This is a genomic window from Gracilibacillus ureilyticus (assembly GCF_900111195.1).
Taxonomy (GTDB): Bacteria; Bacillota; Bacilli; order Bacillales; family Amphibacillaceae; genus Gracilibacillus; species Gracilibacillus ureilyticus.
This window is the reverse complement of sequence record NZ_FOGL01000012.1, coordinates 97,693-113,695: the sequence shown is the minus strand read 5'-3', so window position 1 is coordinate 113,695 and position 16,003 is coordinate 97,693. Positions and strand designations below refer to the sequence as shown.

At 39.0% G+C, this 16,003-nt stretch carries 13 protein-coding genes; 7 read left to right on the top strand and 6 right to left on the bottom strand.

What is annotated here, in order from left to right; all coding sequences use genetic code 11:
* Nucleotides 1–247: 247 nt before the first annotated feature.
* Nucleotides 248–904 carry a molybdate ABC transporter permease subunit gene (modB, locus tag BMW36_RS12475; protein ID WP_089741601.1) on the bottom strand — a complete coding sequence of 219 codons (657 nt, stop codon included), beginning with the start codon at nucleotides 902–904 and terminating at the stop codon, nucleotides 248–250.
* Between the two features lies 1 nt (nucleotide 905).
* Entirely contained in the window at nucleotides 906–1,691 is a 786-nt protein-coding gene (gene modA / locus BMW36_RS12470; RefSeq protein WP_089741599.1) for a molybdate ABC transporter substrate-binding protein, read from the bottom strand.
* Nucleotides 1,692–2,024: 333 nt separating this feature from the next.
* On the opposite strand from modA, the gene BMW36_RS12465 reads away from it, so the two are divergent.
* From BMW36_RS12465 to BMW36_RS12435, 7 genes are all read left to right on the top strand, one after another.
* Entirely contained in the window at nucleotides 2,025–2,978 is a 954-nt protein-coding gene (locus tag BMW36_RS12465) for an alpha/beta hydrolase (RefSeq protein WP_089741597.1), read from the top strand.
* 304 nt (nucleotides 2,979–3,282) lie between these two features.
* A complete protein-coding gene (locus tag BMW36_RS12460; protein ID WP_245711671.1) occupies nucleotides 3,283–4,050 on the top strand; it encodes an IclR family transcriptional regulator in 768 nt (255 codons plus the stop codon).
* A 15-nt stretch (nucleotides 4,051–4,065) separates the two neighbouring features.
* On the top strand, nucleotides 4,066–5,214 hold the full coding sequence (gene dgoD, locus BMW36_RS12455; RefSeq protein ID WP_089741594.1) for a galactonate dehydratase: 1,149 nt from the start codon (nucleotides 4,066–4,068) through the stop codon (nucleotides 5,212–5,214).
* 16 nt (nucleotides 5,215–5,230) lie between these two features.
* On the top strand, nucleotides 5,231–6,184 hold the full coding sequence (locus tag BMW36_RS12450; RefSeq protein ID WP_089741592.1) for a sugar kinase: 954 nt from the start codon (nucleotides 5,231–5,233) through the stop codon (nucleotides 6,182–6,184).
* A 13-nt stretch (nucleotides 6,185–6,197) separates the two neighbouring features.
* Nucleotides 6,198–6,836: a bifunctional 4-hydroxy-2-oxoglutarate aldolase/2-dehydro-3-deoxy-phosphogluconate aldolase gene (locus tag BMW36_RS12445; RefSeq protein ID WP_089741590.1), complete on the top strand. Its 639-nt coding sequence runs from the start codon at nucleotides 6,198–6,200 to the stop codon at nucleotides 6,834–6,836.
* A gap of 16 nt (nucleotides 6,837–6,852) precedes the next feature.
* Nucleotides 6,853–10,002 carry a beta-galactosidase, LacZ type gene (gene lacZ / locus BMW36_RS12440; RefSeq protein ID WP_089741588.1) on the top strand — a complete coding sequence of 1,050 codons (3,150 nt, stop codon included), beginning with the start codon at nucleotides 6,853–6,855 and terminating at the stop codon, nucleotides 10,000–10,002.
* 188 nt (nucleotides 10,003–10,190) lie between these two features.
* Nucleotides 10,191–11,036 (top strand): STAS domain-containing protein, encoded by an 846-nt coding sequence (locus BMW36_RS12435; protein WP_089741586.1) that lies wholly within the window; start codon nucleotides 10,191–10,193, stop codon nucleotides 11,034–11,036.
* Nucleotides 11,037–11,155: 119 nt separating this feature from the next.
* Here the strand turns inward: BMW36_RS12435 and BMW36_RS12430 are convergent, their stop codons facing one another.
* From BMW36_RS12430 to BMW36_RS12415, 4 genes are read right to left on the bottom strand one after another with little or no spacing between them, the layout of a single operon-like run.
* A complete protein-coding gene (locus BMW36_RS12430) occupies nucleotides 11,156–12,202 on the bottom strand; it encodes an aldose epimerase family protein (protein ID WP_089741584.1) in 1,047 nt (348 codons plus the stop codon).
* Between the two features lie 33 nt (nucleotides 12,203–12,235).
* Nucleotides 12,236–13,723, bottom strand: coding sequence for a UDP-glucose--hexose-1-phosphate uridylyltransferase (gene galT, locus BMW36_RS12425; protein WP_089741582.1), 1,488 nt, complete (start codon nucleotides 13,721–13,723; stop codon nucleotides 12,236–12,238).
* A 3-nt stretch (nucleotides 13,724–13,726) separates the two neighbouring features.
* The gene (galE, locus tag BMW36_RS12420) at nucleotides 13,727–14,722 is read right to left on the bottom strand and encodes a UDP-glucose 4-epimerase GalE (RefSeq protein WP_089741580.1); all 996 of its coding nucleotides are present in this window, start codon (nucleotides 14,720–14,722) and stop codon (nucleotides 13,727–13,729) included.
* A 1-nt stretch (nucleotide 14,723) separates the two neighbouring features.
* Entirely contained in the window at nucleotides 14,724–15,908 is a 1,185-nt protein-coding gene (locus tag BMW36_RS12415) for a galactokinase (RefSeq protein WP_089741578.1), read from the bottom strand.
* Between the last annotated feature and the right edge of the window lie 95 nt (nucleotides 15,909–16,003).

Below are 16,003 nucleotides of genomic sequence, written 5' to 3'. Positions count from 1 at the left end.
GAACATTTTATACGTGGCCTGTTCATGAGTATTTTAATTTTAAGTATAACTTTCCAATGCAAGATAAAAGGTGATATTAGATCTTATGTGATGTTACAAAGGGTTATTTTATCACAAGTATTGTAGAGGGATACTAGACCGGAGCGACAATATATCCACACATCAATTCTACACATTTACTGCACATAATCCATATTATATGCATTGGAGTTTTCACTAGTCTAGTACTTCTGCCTCGATTTCTTTTTTAACTTTTCGTTTGTTGAACCAGTAACAGCATAATAAAGGATATTCCAATCATACAAGCTACCCATAACCATGCCATTTGCATATTACCGGAGTCTATCGCAATATAAATGGCAGTCGGTGTGGTTTGTGTTTTTCCGGGAATGTTCCCTGCAAACATAAGTGTTGCACCGAATTCACCTAATGCCCTAGCAAAACTTAATATTGCCCCCGAAATCACTGACCGGCGAGCTAGCGGGATAGAAACATACATAAATAATTTGAATTCTCCTGCACCATCCACACGTGCAGCGTTCTCAATATCCTGATCGACTGCTTCCAATCCGGTTTTAAATGATTGATACATCAATGGAAAAGCAACAACGGTAGAAGCAATCACTGCTGCCCAAAAGGTAAACATAACAGGTTGCTGGTATACCGCCTCAATCATTTGCCCAACCAGACTGTTTCTGCCGAAAATAATAATTAATAAGAAACCGACTACTGTGGGGGGTAACACTAATGGCAACAGAAATACAGTTTCGACAACTGACTTTCCTCTGAACCTCCTGTTGGCCATAAACCTTCCTAATAATAAACCTGTTATTAGAACAATGAGGATCGAAACGGAAGCTACTTCTAATGATAATTTGACAGGTGACCAAAAATCCGACGGCATGTTATTGTTTCCATCCTTTAAAACCGTATTTTTCAAAAATCTTCAACGTCTCTTCGGATTGAAGATAGGTAAGGAAAAGCTCAGCTTCATCTCTTTTCGAACTGCTTTTGACAAGTCCTGCAGGATAAATAACAGGAGTATGTAAATTTGCTTCCGCTGCAGTAATTATTTTAACGCTATCTGAAATCATTGCATCTGTTTGATAGACGATACCTGCATCCACATTGCCTGTTTCTACATATGTAAGCACTTGACGAACATCCTTTGCAAATACCATTCTGCTTTCTAGTTTATCCCATATTCCCAGATTTTCTAATGTTTCCTTCGCATATTTTCCTGCAGGTACGGACTCAGGTGTTCCAATTGAGATTTTATCTGCGGAAGATAGATCTTCAAAACTAGTCATAGGGACACCAGAACTGGAAGGAATGATTAGAACTAGTTCATTTTGCAGCAATTTTATACTGTTTTCTTGTTCGATCAGCCCTTCATCTATTAACTTATTAAATTTATCTTCAGCTGCTGAAAAGAAGATGTCGACAGGAGCCCCTTGTGATATTTGCTGCTGAAGGGAACCGGAACCACCGAAATTTAAGTTCAATTCTATATTAGGGTTATTTTCTTCAAATAATGCTGCTATTTCTATTAGTGCATCCTGTAAGCTTGCAGCAGCGGACACAGTAATTTCCACCTTTTCTTCTGGAGATACTGAATTTTGAGTGCACCCTGCTAAGCTAGTGAGAAAGAAGAATGCTGTAATGACGAAGATAACTATTTTTTTCGACATATTGATGCCCCTTTTTTATAAGTAAATATAACTGATTATAACTAATTATAACTGATTATTAAAGGATCGAAGATGAAAAAGGTCACTTGGCCAAATGCTGGTTCCTTATTCATCTCTGTCTGCCAGCTCTTATACTATATAATTTTCTGCAATCTATCACCATTGCAAATCTTTCTATTGGTAAAATGCTTCTAATGAAAGTAAGATATAATCAGAGAAATAAATGGAATTATGTGGAGAAATACAGAGGTATTTTGAAATGAATTTATAAAGGGATGGATATCTATCCTTTTAATGAATCTGATGATTAAGAGGTGGAGGGTTGATTAATATATGATAGTAGTGTACATATTATTAGCTATTGTAATAATAACAGCAGCTTTTTTCTGGCTAGGTAACTATTTTTACAATTTTGCATTAAATGCCCGTAAGGAAAAGAAATTTATTCAGGACAATCCCAACTTAGCGAGAAGTGAAGCAGTGATGCCAGATGTTGCTGAGTTGGAAAATTATAATGATGATGCATTTAGAAAGCAAGTTCCCTCATCAAGTATTTCTATTCTTTCCAGAGATAAACTTCAGCTGAAGTTACATGCGAATATATATGAGCAGGAACAGATGACGGATAAGTGGGCTATTGTCGTCCACGGCTATGGAGCGAGGGCTTCGGTTATGACTAGATGGATTCGTGGCTTTTACGAGAAGGGCTATCATGTGCTTGCACCAGATCTGCGTGGACACGGAGAAAGTGAAGGGGATTATATTGGTATGGGCTGGCACGACCGTTTAGATATTCTGCAATGGATCGATGAGATTTTAGCAAAAAATCAAAATGCGACGATCACATTGTTTGGTATATCAATGGGTGGAGCGACGGTAATGATGGCTTCTGGAGAGAATCTGCCAGCTAATGTCAAAGTCATTGTGGAAGACTGTGGTTATACTTCAGTTCAGGATATATTTGCTTACCAATTAAAAGATCTATTTAAGTTGCCAAAATTCCCAGTACTTAATGCTGCAAACATGGTTACTAAAATACGTGCAGGCTTTGATTTGAGTGAAGCTTCTGCGTTAGAAAAGCTTAGAAAGTGTGAGTTACCCATGTTATTTATTCATGGAGATGCCGATCGGTTTGTTCCATTTAAGATGGTAGAGGAAGTGTTTGCAGCAGCTGACACTGAAAAGGAAAAGCTGATTATTCCAGGGGCAGGGCATGGTGAAGCGGTATTAGTTAATCCAAAATTATATTGGGAAACTATTTGGAGTTTTATAGATAGATATATATAATACACAAGATGGAATGAGGTGGATTTTTTATAGCGCTCAATGTATGTAATAGCCACCGTTCAAAAGTTTAAGTTATTAGCCAGCACCGTTTCACCTATCTTATTAAATAGATTAGGTTGAATTTTTAGAAATGTTACCGGTATTGAGGGACTTCCTTTAAGAGGAGCTCGCAATACCTTTTTGTTTATCAGCCAAAATTGTACTTACGTTCTATATAAAAATCTTGACGAGTATCAGTCATGAGCGGTAAAATAAAGTTGTTCCACAAAGAAGAATCATGTTCCGTATTATGGAACGAAGGAGAATGATGATGTCTCATGTACAATCAGTAGAACGAACATTAAAGATTTTGGAAATATTAGCTGATTCTCCTGAAGGGTTAAGTGTGACAGCACTGTCTAAGACGATGGAGCTGGCAAAAAGTACGGTCCATCGTTTGCTTAGTACTCTCGTCTCTAAAGGATATGTTCAGCAGAATGAGCAAAATGGACATTACCAGTTAGGTATCCAATGTCTCGTAATTGCAAGCTCATTGCTTAATAATCTCGATATAAGAACAGTAGCAAAAGAATCTCTGAACAGCTTAGCTGTCTCTTCGGGTGAAGTTGTCCATCTTTGTATCGAAGATAAAAATGAAGTCGTTTACATTGATAAAGTGGAAAGTGACCAGACACTTCGTATGTATTCCCAGATTGGAAGAAGGGCCTTTATGCATTGTACAGGAGTTGGAAAAGCGTTACTCTCAGGTTTCACTGATAAGAAACTAAATCATTTAATTGATGAAAAAGGACTTCGAAAATTTACCGATTATACTATTACAGAAAAAGATGCATTGAGAAAAGAATTAACAGAGATACGGGAAAGGGGCTATGCCATTGATGAGCAGGAACACGAACTGGGAATTCGCTGTATTGCCGCACCGGTTTTCGATCATGAAGGAAATGTAGTCGCTGCTATCAGTATTGCCGGCCCAGCAGACCGTGTGACAAAAGACAGGGTCAATGGTGAACTTGCAAAAGAAATTTTAGCACAAAGTCAAATGATTTCAAGAAAATTAGGATATCTAAAATAGGAAGGTGTGTAACAAATGAAAATTACAAAACTAACAACCTATTTAGTTGAACCAAGATGGTGTTTTGTCAAAGTGGAAACAGATGAAGGGATTGTCGGATGGGGGGAGCCGGTAGTTGAAGGTCGTGCTGCTACGGTGGAAGCTGCGGTACTTGAATTAGCTGATTATCTAATCGGTAAAGACCCGCTTCGTATTGAGGATCACTGGAATGTAATGTACCGCTCAGGTTTTTACCGCGGAGGTCCTATTTTGATGAGTGCAATTGCAGGAATTGACCAGGCATTGTGGGATATTAAAGGAAAGTACTTTGATGCACCTGTTTATCAATTGCTTGGCGGTGCATGCCGTGATTCAATCCGTGTTTATTCCTGGGTTGGCGGAGACAGACCAAGTGACGTCGGAAAAGCAGCCAAGGCTGTTGTTGATGCAGGTTTTACGGCAGTGAAAATGAATGGTACAGAAGAATTACAATATGTAGATACTTATGAAAAAATTGACCAGACAGTTGAACGTGTTGCAGCAATCCGTGAAGCGGTAGGGGATTATGTTGGTATCGGTATTGATTTCCACGGCAGAGTCCATAAGCCGATGGCAAAAATACTGGCAAAGGAATTGGAAGCGTTTCGACCAATGTTTATTGAAGAGCCGGTTTTACCGGAGAATAATGAAGCACTTAGAGAAATTGCCAATCATACGAGTATTCCGATTGCAACTGGTGAAAGAATGTATTCAAGATGGGATTTTAAAAAGCTATTATCTGATGGATATGTGGATATTATCCAGCCGGATTTATCCCATGCCGGTGGGATTACTGAAGTAAAGAAAATTGCGTCAATGGCAGAAGCTTATGATGTTGCAATCGCACCACATTGTCCATTGGGGCCTATTGCTTTAGCAGCTTGTTTACAGGTAGATGCAACCGCTCACAATGCATTTATTCAGGAACAAAGTCTTGGTATTCACTACAACCAGGGCAGTGATTTATTAGATTATATGTTAGACAGGTCTGTATTTGACTATAAGGACGGTCATGTTAAAATTCCGCAAGGTCCTGGCCTTGGAATAGAAATTAATGAAGAGAGAGTAAAGGAAATGGCTGAAAAACGACACAACTGGAAGAACCCGGTATGGCGCCACAAGGATGGGACAGTTGCTGAATGGTAGAGAGGAGGAAGCGTAAATGGATGTAGTGACGTTAGGGGAGTCAATGATCTTGTTAACTCCACAATCAAATGGACTGATGAGGTATGCTGCAACTTTTTCGAGAAAAATTGGCGGTGCTGAATCCAATGTGGCGATTGGTCTGGCAAGACTCGGATATCAAACAGGCTGGATCAGTAAAGTTGGCGATGACGAATTTGGCAGGGCGACGACTTCATTTATAAGAGGTGAAGGTGTGGATGTCTCGTATGTGAAAACAGATAATAATGCTCCTACAGGCATCTATTTTAAAGAACTGCGCAATAGCTCAGATGTACGGGTGCAATACTATCGTAAAGGGTCAGCTGCAAGTATGATTGAAAAGGAAGATATTAGCGAGGAATACATTTCACAGGCTAAATTTTTACACATTACCGGAATCACGCCAGCATTAAGTGACAATTGCTATGAAGCAGTGATGGAGGCAATCAGTCTGGCGAAAAAGAATAAGGTGAAGATTATCTTTGATCCCAACTTAAGAATGAAGCTGTGGCAGGATAAGGAAAAGGCATGTCAAGTTATTCTTCACATTGCCTCACAATCAGATATTGTATTGCCGGGGTTAAGTGAAGCAGCATTTCTTTTTGGTGATAAAGAGCCGGATGGCTATGCAGCTGATTTCTTTCAAACAGGGTCTGATATGGTGATTTTAAAAGCAGGAAAAGAAGGAACTCATTACTTTACAAAAGAAGACTCTGGATTTGTGAAAAGTTTTCCGGTTGAACATGTTGTTGATCCAGTAGGTGCAGGGGATGGATTTGCAGCTGGTTTTATCTCCGGATTATTAGATGGCCTGGAATTGAAAGAAGCGGTAAAAAGAGGTAACGCAGTCGGTGCAATGGTGACAATGGTTAATGGTGATGTCGAAGGATTACCGGAAAAAGAAGAAATTGAACGGTTCATTAAGCCGGAAAAAGAAGATGTAAGCAGATAAAGGAGTGAATCGAGTGAATGTTTTAAACGAGATATATGAGAATGGATTAGTAGGAATTATCCGGGGTGTAAACCCTAAAGATATTTTATCTGTTGCAAATGCACTTCACGATGGAGGTATTCACACGTTAGAAATAACTGTAGATACACCAGCAGTATTACAAGTGATTGAACAATTAAGAAATGAACTACCAGAAGAAGTGATTGTCGGTGCAGGAACAGTATTAGATGCGGAAACAGCCAGAGCAGCCATTATGGCTGGATCACAGTTTATTTTTTCCCCTGTTGTAAATACAGAAACAATCCGGATAACAAAACGTTATGGCATTGTAAGTATCCCCGGTGCAATGACGCCAACAGAAATACTGACAGCATATGAAGCGGGAGGGGATGTAATTAAAGTATTCCCTGCACGGGCGGCTGGTCCTGATTATATTAAAGATATTAAAGGTCCGCTGCCACATATACCGCTTATGCCAACAGGAGGTGTAGGACTGGATAATTTAACTGAATATTTTGAAGCTGGGGCAGTTGCTGCAGGATTGGGAGGTTCACTTGTCCAAATGAAGGATAAATACAGTAAATCGGATTTAGCAGAATTAACAAAACGGGCAAAAGCATATGTGGATAAATTAGCAAAAATCCGCAGTTAATAAGGAGTTGGGAATAATGGTTCAACAACAGAAAAGAGATTGGGAAAACCTTGCCGTTTTACAAAGAAACCGACAGCCTGCACGTGCATACTATGTTCCTTTTTCTAATACGTCTGCAGCAAAGACTTACCAAAGGGCTAATTCTGATCGTTTTCAGCTCTTAAACGGAATGTGGCAATTTGCATATTATTCTGCACCGGAAGAAGTACCTGATGACTTTTATAAGGAAAAATATTTTTGTGAGGATTGGGATAGGATTGAGGTTCCATCTAACTGGCAGATGAATGGATATGGGATTCCGCAATATACAAATAAGCAGTATCCTTTTCCGGTCGATCCGCCACGAGTCCCTTCCGAAAATTCCACAGGTGTTTATCGCAGGGAGTTTATAATCGATCCATCATGGTTAACAGAAAAATTGTTTCTGCGCTTTGAAGGGGTGGATAGTGCTTTTCATTTATGGGTTAATGGGCAGGAGGTTGGATACAGTCAAGGCAGCAGAATACCGTCAGAGTTTGAGATCACCGATTTTGTTCGGGAAGGTAAAAATATAATAGCAGTGAAAGTCTATCAGTGGTCTGATGCGAGCTATATTGAGGACCAGGATATGTGGTGGTTAAGCGGGATATTCCGTGATGTCTACTTATTATCACGGGCGGAAACCCATATTTATGATTATTTCATACAAACTGCCATGGATAAAGAATACAAGGATGCCTATTTAAGTATCAATACAGTGTTTAATCAGGAAATAAATGCTGATTACGTTGTGGAGTTCTCTCTTTATGATCATAAATGGCAAATGATCCATGAGAGCAGAAGAGCTGCCAGCATGGAAATCAAAGAAAAGATAGCGGTGACCAACCCCAGAAAGTGGAGTGCAGAAGATCCATATCTCTATCATTTACTGATTACATTAAAGCAGGACGAAAAAATAATTGAAGTGATCCCTGTAAAGGTCGGGTTCCGAGCTGTTGAATTAGTAGATGGAGTCTTTCTGTTTAATGGGAAAGCAATTAAATTAAAAGGTGTAAATCGCCATGATCATCATCCCGACTTTGGAAAAGCTGTTCCCTATGAGTGGATGGAAGAAGATGTAAAACTGATGAAGCAATCTAATATTAATGCAGTTAGAACGGCTCATTATCCAAATGATCCCAGATTCTATGATCTGTGTAATGAATATGGTTTATATGTAATTGATGAGGCTGATTTAGAATGTCACGGATTTGATTATTTGGGGGACTGGCACCGGATCAGCAAGGACCCTGAATGGGAAGAAGCCTATTTGGACAGAATCATTCGCATGGTGGAAAGGGATAAAAACCATCCATCTATAATTATGTGGTCACTTGGCAATGAGTCCGGTTACGGTAGAAACCAGGATGTGATGTATCAGTGGACTAAAGAACGTGATCCTTCAAGACTTGTACACTATGAAGGAGAATGCCGCGAAATTATGAACAAAAGCGGGATGGATCCTCAGGAAGATCCGATATCTTCCGATGTATTTACGACAATGTATACAGATATTGCGATACTGGAACGTTTAGGGAAAAAGGATATGCTATCCACTCCGCACATCCTATGCGAATATGCGCACGCGATGGGGAACAGCCCTGGGGCACTGAAAGAATATTGGGACACCATTTACCGGTATAGAAGATTACAGGGTGGATTTGTCTGGGAGTGGATGGACCATGGGATAAGGGCCGTTACTGAGGATGGCATTGAATTTTTTGCTTATGGTGGTGATTTTGGTGATCAGCCAAATGACGGAAACTTTGTAATGGATGGGCTTGTTATGTCCGACCATTCGCCATCGCCCTCGTTATATGAGTATAAAAAAGTGTTGGAACCTGTTAAATTGGAAGAAGTTGATCTGTGTAAAGGCATAGTGCAAGTTACCAATCGATATGATTTTGTATCATTAGACCATCTTCAACTAGTATGGAGTGTGGAAGCCGATGGGGAAATATTGAATAGTGGAGTTACCCCTCTCGTTCAGGCTGGTCCAGGAGATAGAAAGGAACTGGAGATTCCATGCTGTCTGCAAGGAGAGGCAGAAGCAAACACAGATTACTGGCTCAATCTAAGAGTTGTTACAGCAAAAGAAACAGATTGGGCAAATGCAGGCCATGAAGTAGCCTGGGAACAGTTTGAATTAATATCTACAGAGAAGAAGTCATTGGCTGTTGAGCGGCCACAGTCAGGTTATATAGAAATTGACGAAGACAGCTTAGCGGTGAGCGTTACTGGAAATAATTTCAACGTAGTATTTAACAAGATTACTGGGGAGCTGACTGATTGGACTGCAGGTGGACGCAAATTAATTGAGCAGCCACCAAGATTAAACTTCTGGCGAGCGTTAATTGATAATGATATCTATACAACCGGTCAATGGAAGCCTGTTAGTAATAAATCCTATTGGCAGCAATTTGGTTTACACTGGCTCACGCAACGGTTAGATCGTTTTCAGTATGAGATAAGTAATGATAAAAAAAGTATAACAGTTAAAGTCCAGGTAAGAATTGCACCGCCAAAGCTGGACTGGGGATTAAAAGCATTCTATTCCTATCAGATTTTTTCCAGTGGTGATATTGTAATAAATACGGAAGGGTCCTTTCACGGTAATATACCTGAAACCCTACCTAGAATTGGATTGCAGTTAAAGATTCCTGATAAGATGAATCAGGTGACATGGTCTGGCAGAGGACCGGGAGAAGCATACTTTGACAGTAAGCAGGCGAGCAGGTTCGGTATATGGAAAAGAACAGTTGAGGAGATGTATACTCCTTATGCGTATCCACAGGAATTCGGTAATCGCCACCAAGTTAAATGGGCATCCCTTTACGAGGAAAGTGGTACAGGACTTATGGTTATTGGTGCCCCTGTATTTGACTTCAGCGCACATCCATTTGATATGAGAAATTTAGATCATGCTAAACATACGTATGAATTATTGGAAGATGGTTGTATTACACTAAATCTTGACTACAAACAACATGGTATTGGTTCAGCAAGTTGTGGACCAGATGTTTTAGAGAAGTACCAATTAAAAACAGAAGATTTCCGGTTTTCGATAAGATTAGTTCCCTATCAAAAAAATGAAATAAGTGCAGCGGAATTAGCAAAAACGGAAATCAGGTTACCGGAGAGAGGATAACACCTCTCTCCTCCTATTTATTCTCAAGTTAGAATGGAAAAGGAAGGAATTTGCCTTTATATATATTAAAGTCTGCAGTTCATTTGCTTTTTAACGTCAATAATGAAAGAATTAAGTTTAGGCATTGCCAATAAAGGGTATTATTATTTATATTTTTAGGAAAATTATAAATACAGGGGGCGTTATGAATGGATATTGCATACGATTCTTTATTTCATTTAAAGGATTTTTTTAATGCCAATAAGAATAATTTTGAAGAAACTTTACTTACCGAAGCCGTAAATGTAAAAGATAAAATCGATGAGATTTTAACAATTGGAAATATAGATTTAGTTAATAATGCACATCAGGTAGTTGCTTATATAATTAATGGGGAAGTAGATGATCTGAAGCGCTTTGCAAAAAAAGAAGGGATAGCATGGGCGTCCCAGTCAATAGAGTTAACTTTTAAGCTAGAATGGATTCAGGCTATTCGTAGAGCACTATGGATCTATATAAAGAAATATCAGGATCTATCCGGAAAATTAAATATTGACGAAATATTCACTTTAGAAACAGATTACAATAATAGAGTAGATATGTTTTTAAATACATTTTTCATAAATTACTCTACATATAAAGATGCTTTAATACAGGAGCAGAAAAAGTTAGTTGAAAATCTTTCGGTACCGATTATCCCTATCGATGACAGTATTAGTATCCTCCCGCTAATCGGCTCGATTGACAATAGTCGCATTTCTTTTGTAAAAGAGAAAGTTCTAACAGAGGTATCAGATGTAAGAATTCAAACATTAATAATTGACTTATCAGGTATTTTAACTTTAGAAAAAGAAGTTATTCTCGAACTGTTAAATATCATTAATGGGATTTCGATGATGGGATGTTCGACAGTCCTTACGGGATTACGGAAAGAAGTTGTTAAAGAAATTACAGAATCTGGAATACAATTTGGTGTAGAGACAGAAAAACTGGGAACCCTGCAAAAAGCTTTAGACAAATATTTATTAAAAGACAGACCAGAGAATAATATTTAACTATTACCCTCCTTTTTGCAAATGTAAACCACCCTGATATAGAATCAGGGTGGTTTCTTAAATTCTTAACTTGAGTAGTGAACGATTAAAATGATAATCCTCACATTAACAAGCTATCCTTATTCAGATACACCAAATACAAAAGTAGTCTTAGCGAAGTATTTCTCATCCTTTTCTAACCAGACCGATGGGAAACCATCATGGTGAATAGAGGCAGGAGATGCTTGTGTTTCTAAGCATAAACCTAAGTACTGCGCAGATTCACGTTCGCGCAATTTCAATCCTTCCGGCAGATTATTAGAAGTATACATCACCACACCAGGCTGGTCTGTAATAACTTTTAATTCACGTCCACTTTCTTTGTCGCGAACGACCGCGCTCACATCCTTGGAATGATCAAATAAGAAATAATGATCATAACCGTGATTTGCTACTAGATTTTGCTTATATGATGAAGAAACACCATCTTTCATTTGTCTTCCCTGGCGGAAATCAAATGCTGTGTTATCAACATTTACAATGTCACCAGTTGGAATTAATTGCTCATCTAATTCTACAAATTTACTGCTGTCAAGGGTAATCTCATGCTCTTGAATGTCTGATTCCAGATTTCCACTTAAGTTAAAGTAAGAATGGTTCGTTGATGTTAAAACAGTTTTCTGATCTGCCACACCTTCGTAGGTAATGGACAGTGCATTATCATTTGTTAAAGTGTAAGTAACTGTCATACGAAGATTACCAGGATAGCCGTTTTCTCCATCAGGGCTGTTTAATGTTAACGTTAATCCGATTTCTTCGGTATTTTCAAATGGTACGACTGACCAGATAGATTTATGGAAACCCGGTTCTCCGCCATGCAGGTGGTTTTCTCCTTCATTTTTAGGGAGCTGATAAGTTTTGCCGTTAATTTCGAATTGACCGTTTTCCACTCGTCCCGCTACCCGGCCGATTAATGCCCCGAAGTACCCGGGATTATCGAGATAATCCTTATAGTTATCGAAACCAATGACAACATTCTCTAACTTGCCATCACGATCTGGTGTGAGAATTTTTGTAATAATCCCGCCAAAATCAAGAATAGACACTGCCATTCCATTGTTGTTCACAAGTGTATACTCTTTCCACTTTTGGTCATTTACTGTAATTACTTCTGTTTTCATTTCCATTTGTCATTCCTCCTGATCAACTGCCGGCTAAGTTTATAATTGTTTGAGGAAACGCTTAAATGCCTGTCTTCCTTCTGCAGATGTTTTAAAAACGCCAGCATCCTCTAATACTCTAGCAAACTTGAGCCCTAGTTCTTTTTCTATAATATGTTGGACATTTTCATCCGTTATATTGGAATACCTCTCCTTTATAGATTGTACCCAATTATAGTGGTATTCTGCAATGTTAACAGTTTCATCAAGTAAATGTTTCTTAATATCATCCATTTCATCTTTCAGGCGTGGAGGAAGAACAGCGAGACCCATTACTTCAATCAATCCAATATTTTCTTTTTTAATGTGATGAACATCTTCATGAGGGTGGAACAATCCCATCGGATGTTCATCTGTTTGCCTGTTATTACGCAATACTAAGTCGATTTCAAATTGCTGATCCCTTTTACGGACAATCGGTGTAATAGTGTTATGCGGGGTGTTCCCTGTAAATGCGTAAATATCAGCATCTTCATCACTGTATTCACGCCAATTTTTTAAAATATGATCAGCGGCCTCGATTAATCTTTGGCGATCACGGTGGCGTAAACGAATAACAGACATAGGCCATTTAATTACAGCAGCATCCACATCGGAAAATGACTCTAAATTAAAGGTGAATTCATCATCCGCTTTCGTCATGGCGAACGTATAATTCCCTCCCTGATAGTGATCATGTGAAAGGATACTTCCCCCAACAATAGGTAAGTCTGCATTTGAACCGATAAAATAATGTGGAAACTTTTCTACAAATGCAGTTAACCTTGAGAAGGAATCACGGTTTATTTTCATTGGCCGGTGTTCTCTCGCAAAAACAATACTATGTTCATTATAATAAACATATGGAGAATATTGCAGGAACCACTTTTCTCCTTCCAACGGTACTTCAATGATTCGGTGATTGGAGCGTGCAGGATGGCCAATCCTTCCTGCATACCCCTCATTCTCCGCACAAAGAAGGCACTTTGGATAGGAGAAGTCCTGTTTTAGTTCACGTTCGCGTCTTATTTGTTCAGGATCTTTTTCGGGTTTAGATAGATTAATAGTGATATCCAGTTCCCCATATTCAGATTCTGTCTTAAATTGAATGTTTTTCTCGATTCTTTTCGTTTGAATATAGTTGCTGTCTTTACTTAACTGATAAAAATAGTCTGTTGCTTTTTCGGGTGCCTGTTTATACTTTTGATAGAATAAGTGATTAACTTCAGACGGTTTTGATAAGAAAACATTCATCAAAAGCGCCTGGAGCTTCTCTCTTTCATCTAATAAATTATCAATAATTTTTCTGTGAACTGCATCATCTGTCAATGCGTCCAGCAAATCAGGAATATCTCTATCGAAATTTGGAGAGACATTTTCTTCGAAGCCGTTAATTTCCAGTATTCCGAGTAATTGATTCCTGGTATAAATGGCGTCACTAGGTTGAATCAGTTCTTTCTCAAGTGCTTTGGCTACAAGGGACTCTACCAGTTGAGAGATATCTGTCATGAATTATGCCTCCTCACTGTAACCGTGTGGCATTTTCTTATGCCAGTTCCATGCATCTGAAATGATCCTCTTAATATCAGTTCTGGATGGTTTCCAGCCTAACACGTCTTTTGCTTTATCCGAAGATGCAATTAATGTACTAGGATCTCCGGCACGTCTTGGTGCAACTTTTGCCGGGATGTCATGGCCGGTAATCTCGCGTGCTGTATCAATTATTTCCTTAACAGAGAACCCCTGGCTGCTGCCAAGATTGAATATATTACTCTCCCCACCGTCTATTAAATAGTTAAGTGCCAGAATATGTGCATCAATTAGGTCCTCCACATGGATATAATCCCTGATACACGTTCCATCAGGAGTGTGATAATCATCCCCGAATATAGAAATATGTTCTCTCTGATCAAGTGCAACTTGCAGAACAATCGGGATCAAGTGTGTTTCCGGACGATGGTCTTCACCAATTTCACCAGTACTTCTGGCACCGGCGACATTAAAATAACGAAGTGACACAAAGCGGATACCATGTGCGGCTTCACACCAGCGCATCATTTTTTCCATTGTCAGTTTTGTTTCACCATAAGCATTTGTAGGCAGTGTCGGCATTGTTTCTGTAATCGGTACTTGATCCGGTTCGCCATATGTTGCGGCAGTTGATGAGAAAACAATATGTTTGATATGGAATTCTGTCATCGCTTTTAATAGAACCTGGGTACCATAAACATTGTTATCAAAATATTTCAGCGGGTTTTCCATTGACTCTCCAACTAAAGAATTAGCAGAGAAGTGGAGTACTCCATCAATTTGCTCGTGTGAAAATACTTCCCGCAAAAATTCGATATCCCGAATATCACCTTGATAGAAAGCAGCTTCCGGATGAATCGCTTCAGCGTGGCCTGTTTCCAAGTTATCAATAACTATCACTTCATGCCCCTGGTCTTGCAGCTGGTATACAGCATGTGACCCAATATAACCTGCGCCCCCTAGTACTAAAATTCTCATATTATTCAGCCTCCCCAATGTTTAATTCCTTTGCACCATCGCCAATTGCTGCAATATAGTAGGATGGCGTATAACCTACTTTCTTTTTATAAATATCTGTTAGTCTTGCTTGAAATATCTCTGATTCTGACTTTTCGACAATCGCAATTGCACATCCACCGAATCCTGCACCAGTCATCCGGGATCCAAGTACACCATCAAGTTGCCATGCTGTTTCAGCAATTGTATCCAATTCAAGTCCCGTCACTTCATAATCGTCTCGTAAAGAGATATGGGATTGGTTAATTAATTCACCAAATTCTTTTAATTTACCTGCTTTAAGTCGGTTTAACGCTTCTATCGTCCTTGCATTTTCATAGACGGCATGTTTTGCCCGCTTCTGATGAGTCGGGTTATGAATCAATGCTTTATGCTGTTCAAACTGTTCAGGAGTAAGCTCCCCAAGACTGTTGATGGACAGTTCTTTCTGAAGGTCAGCTAATGCCTGCTCACATTCGCTTCTTCGTTCATTATATTTCGAATCAGCAAGTTCCCGTCGTTTATTAGTATTAATTATGATAATGTCATGATCCTCTAACATAATTGGTGCATATTCAAAATCCAGGGTGTCGCAATTTAATAACATGGCATTGTCCGCTTTCCCCATACCAATTGCAAACTGGTCCATAATTCCGCTGTTCACACCAATATAATGATTCTCCACCATTTGTCCTAGTTGTACCATACGGACACGATCAATATTACATGAGAATAAACCATCCAGTAAAACTCCTGTTGCCAGTTCAATCGATGCAGAAGAGGACAGCCCTGCGCCATTAGGGATATTACCGTAAAATAATACGTCAAAACCGTGATCAATGGCATATCCTTCCCTAATAAAATAATCGACCATCCCTTTCGGATAATTCGCCCAGTCGTCTTCTTTCCTGTATTCTAGCTGATCTAATGATCCTTGAATTATTCCTCTTTCAGGGAAATTTTCGGAGTAAAACTGCATTTTCCGGTCTTTTCTTTTAACGGCAACGGCATAAGTCCCGAAGGAGATTGCTGCAGGGAAGACGTGACCACCATTGTAATCTGTATGTTCACCAATCAAATTAATTCGACCTGGAGCAAAAAAAGCTCTAGGTGAAGATGTTGTACGGAACACATCGTGAAACTTGCTAATTAATGCAGATAGATTCATTCTTTATATCCTCCTGTTAATAAAAGTTAAAGACTTAATTAATTTAATTTACTAACTTAATATTATCGGATTATTTTAAAAATAACAAGAGTATT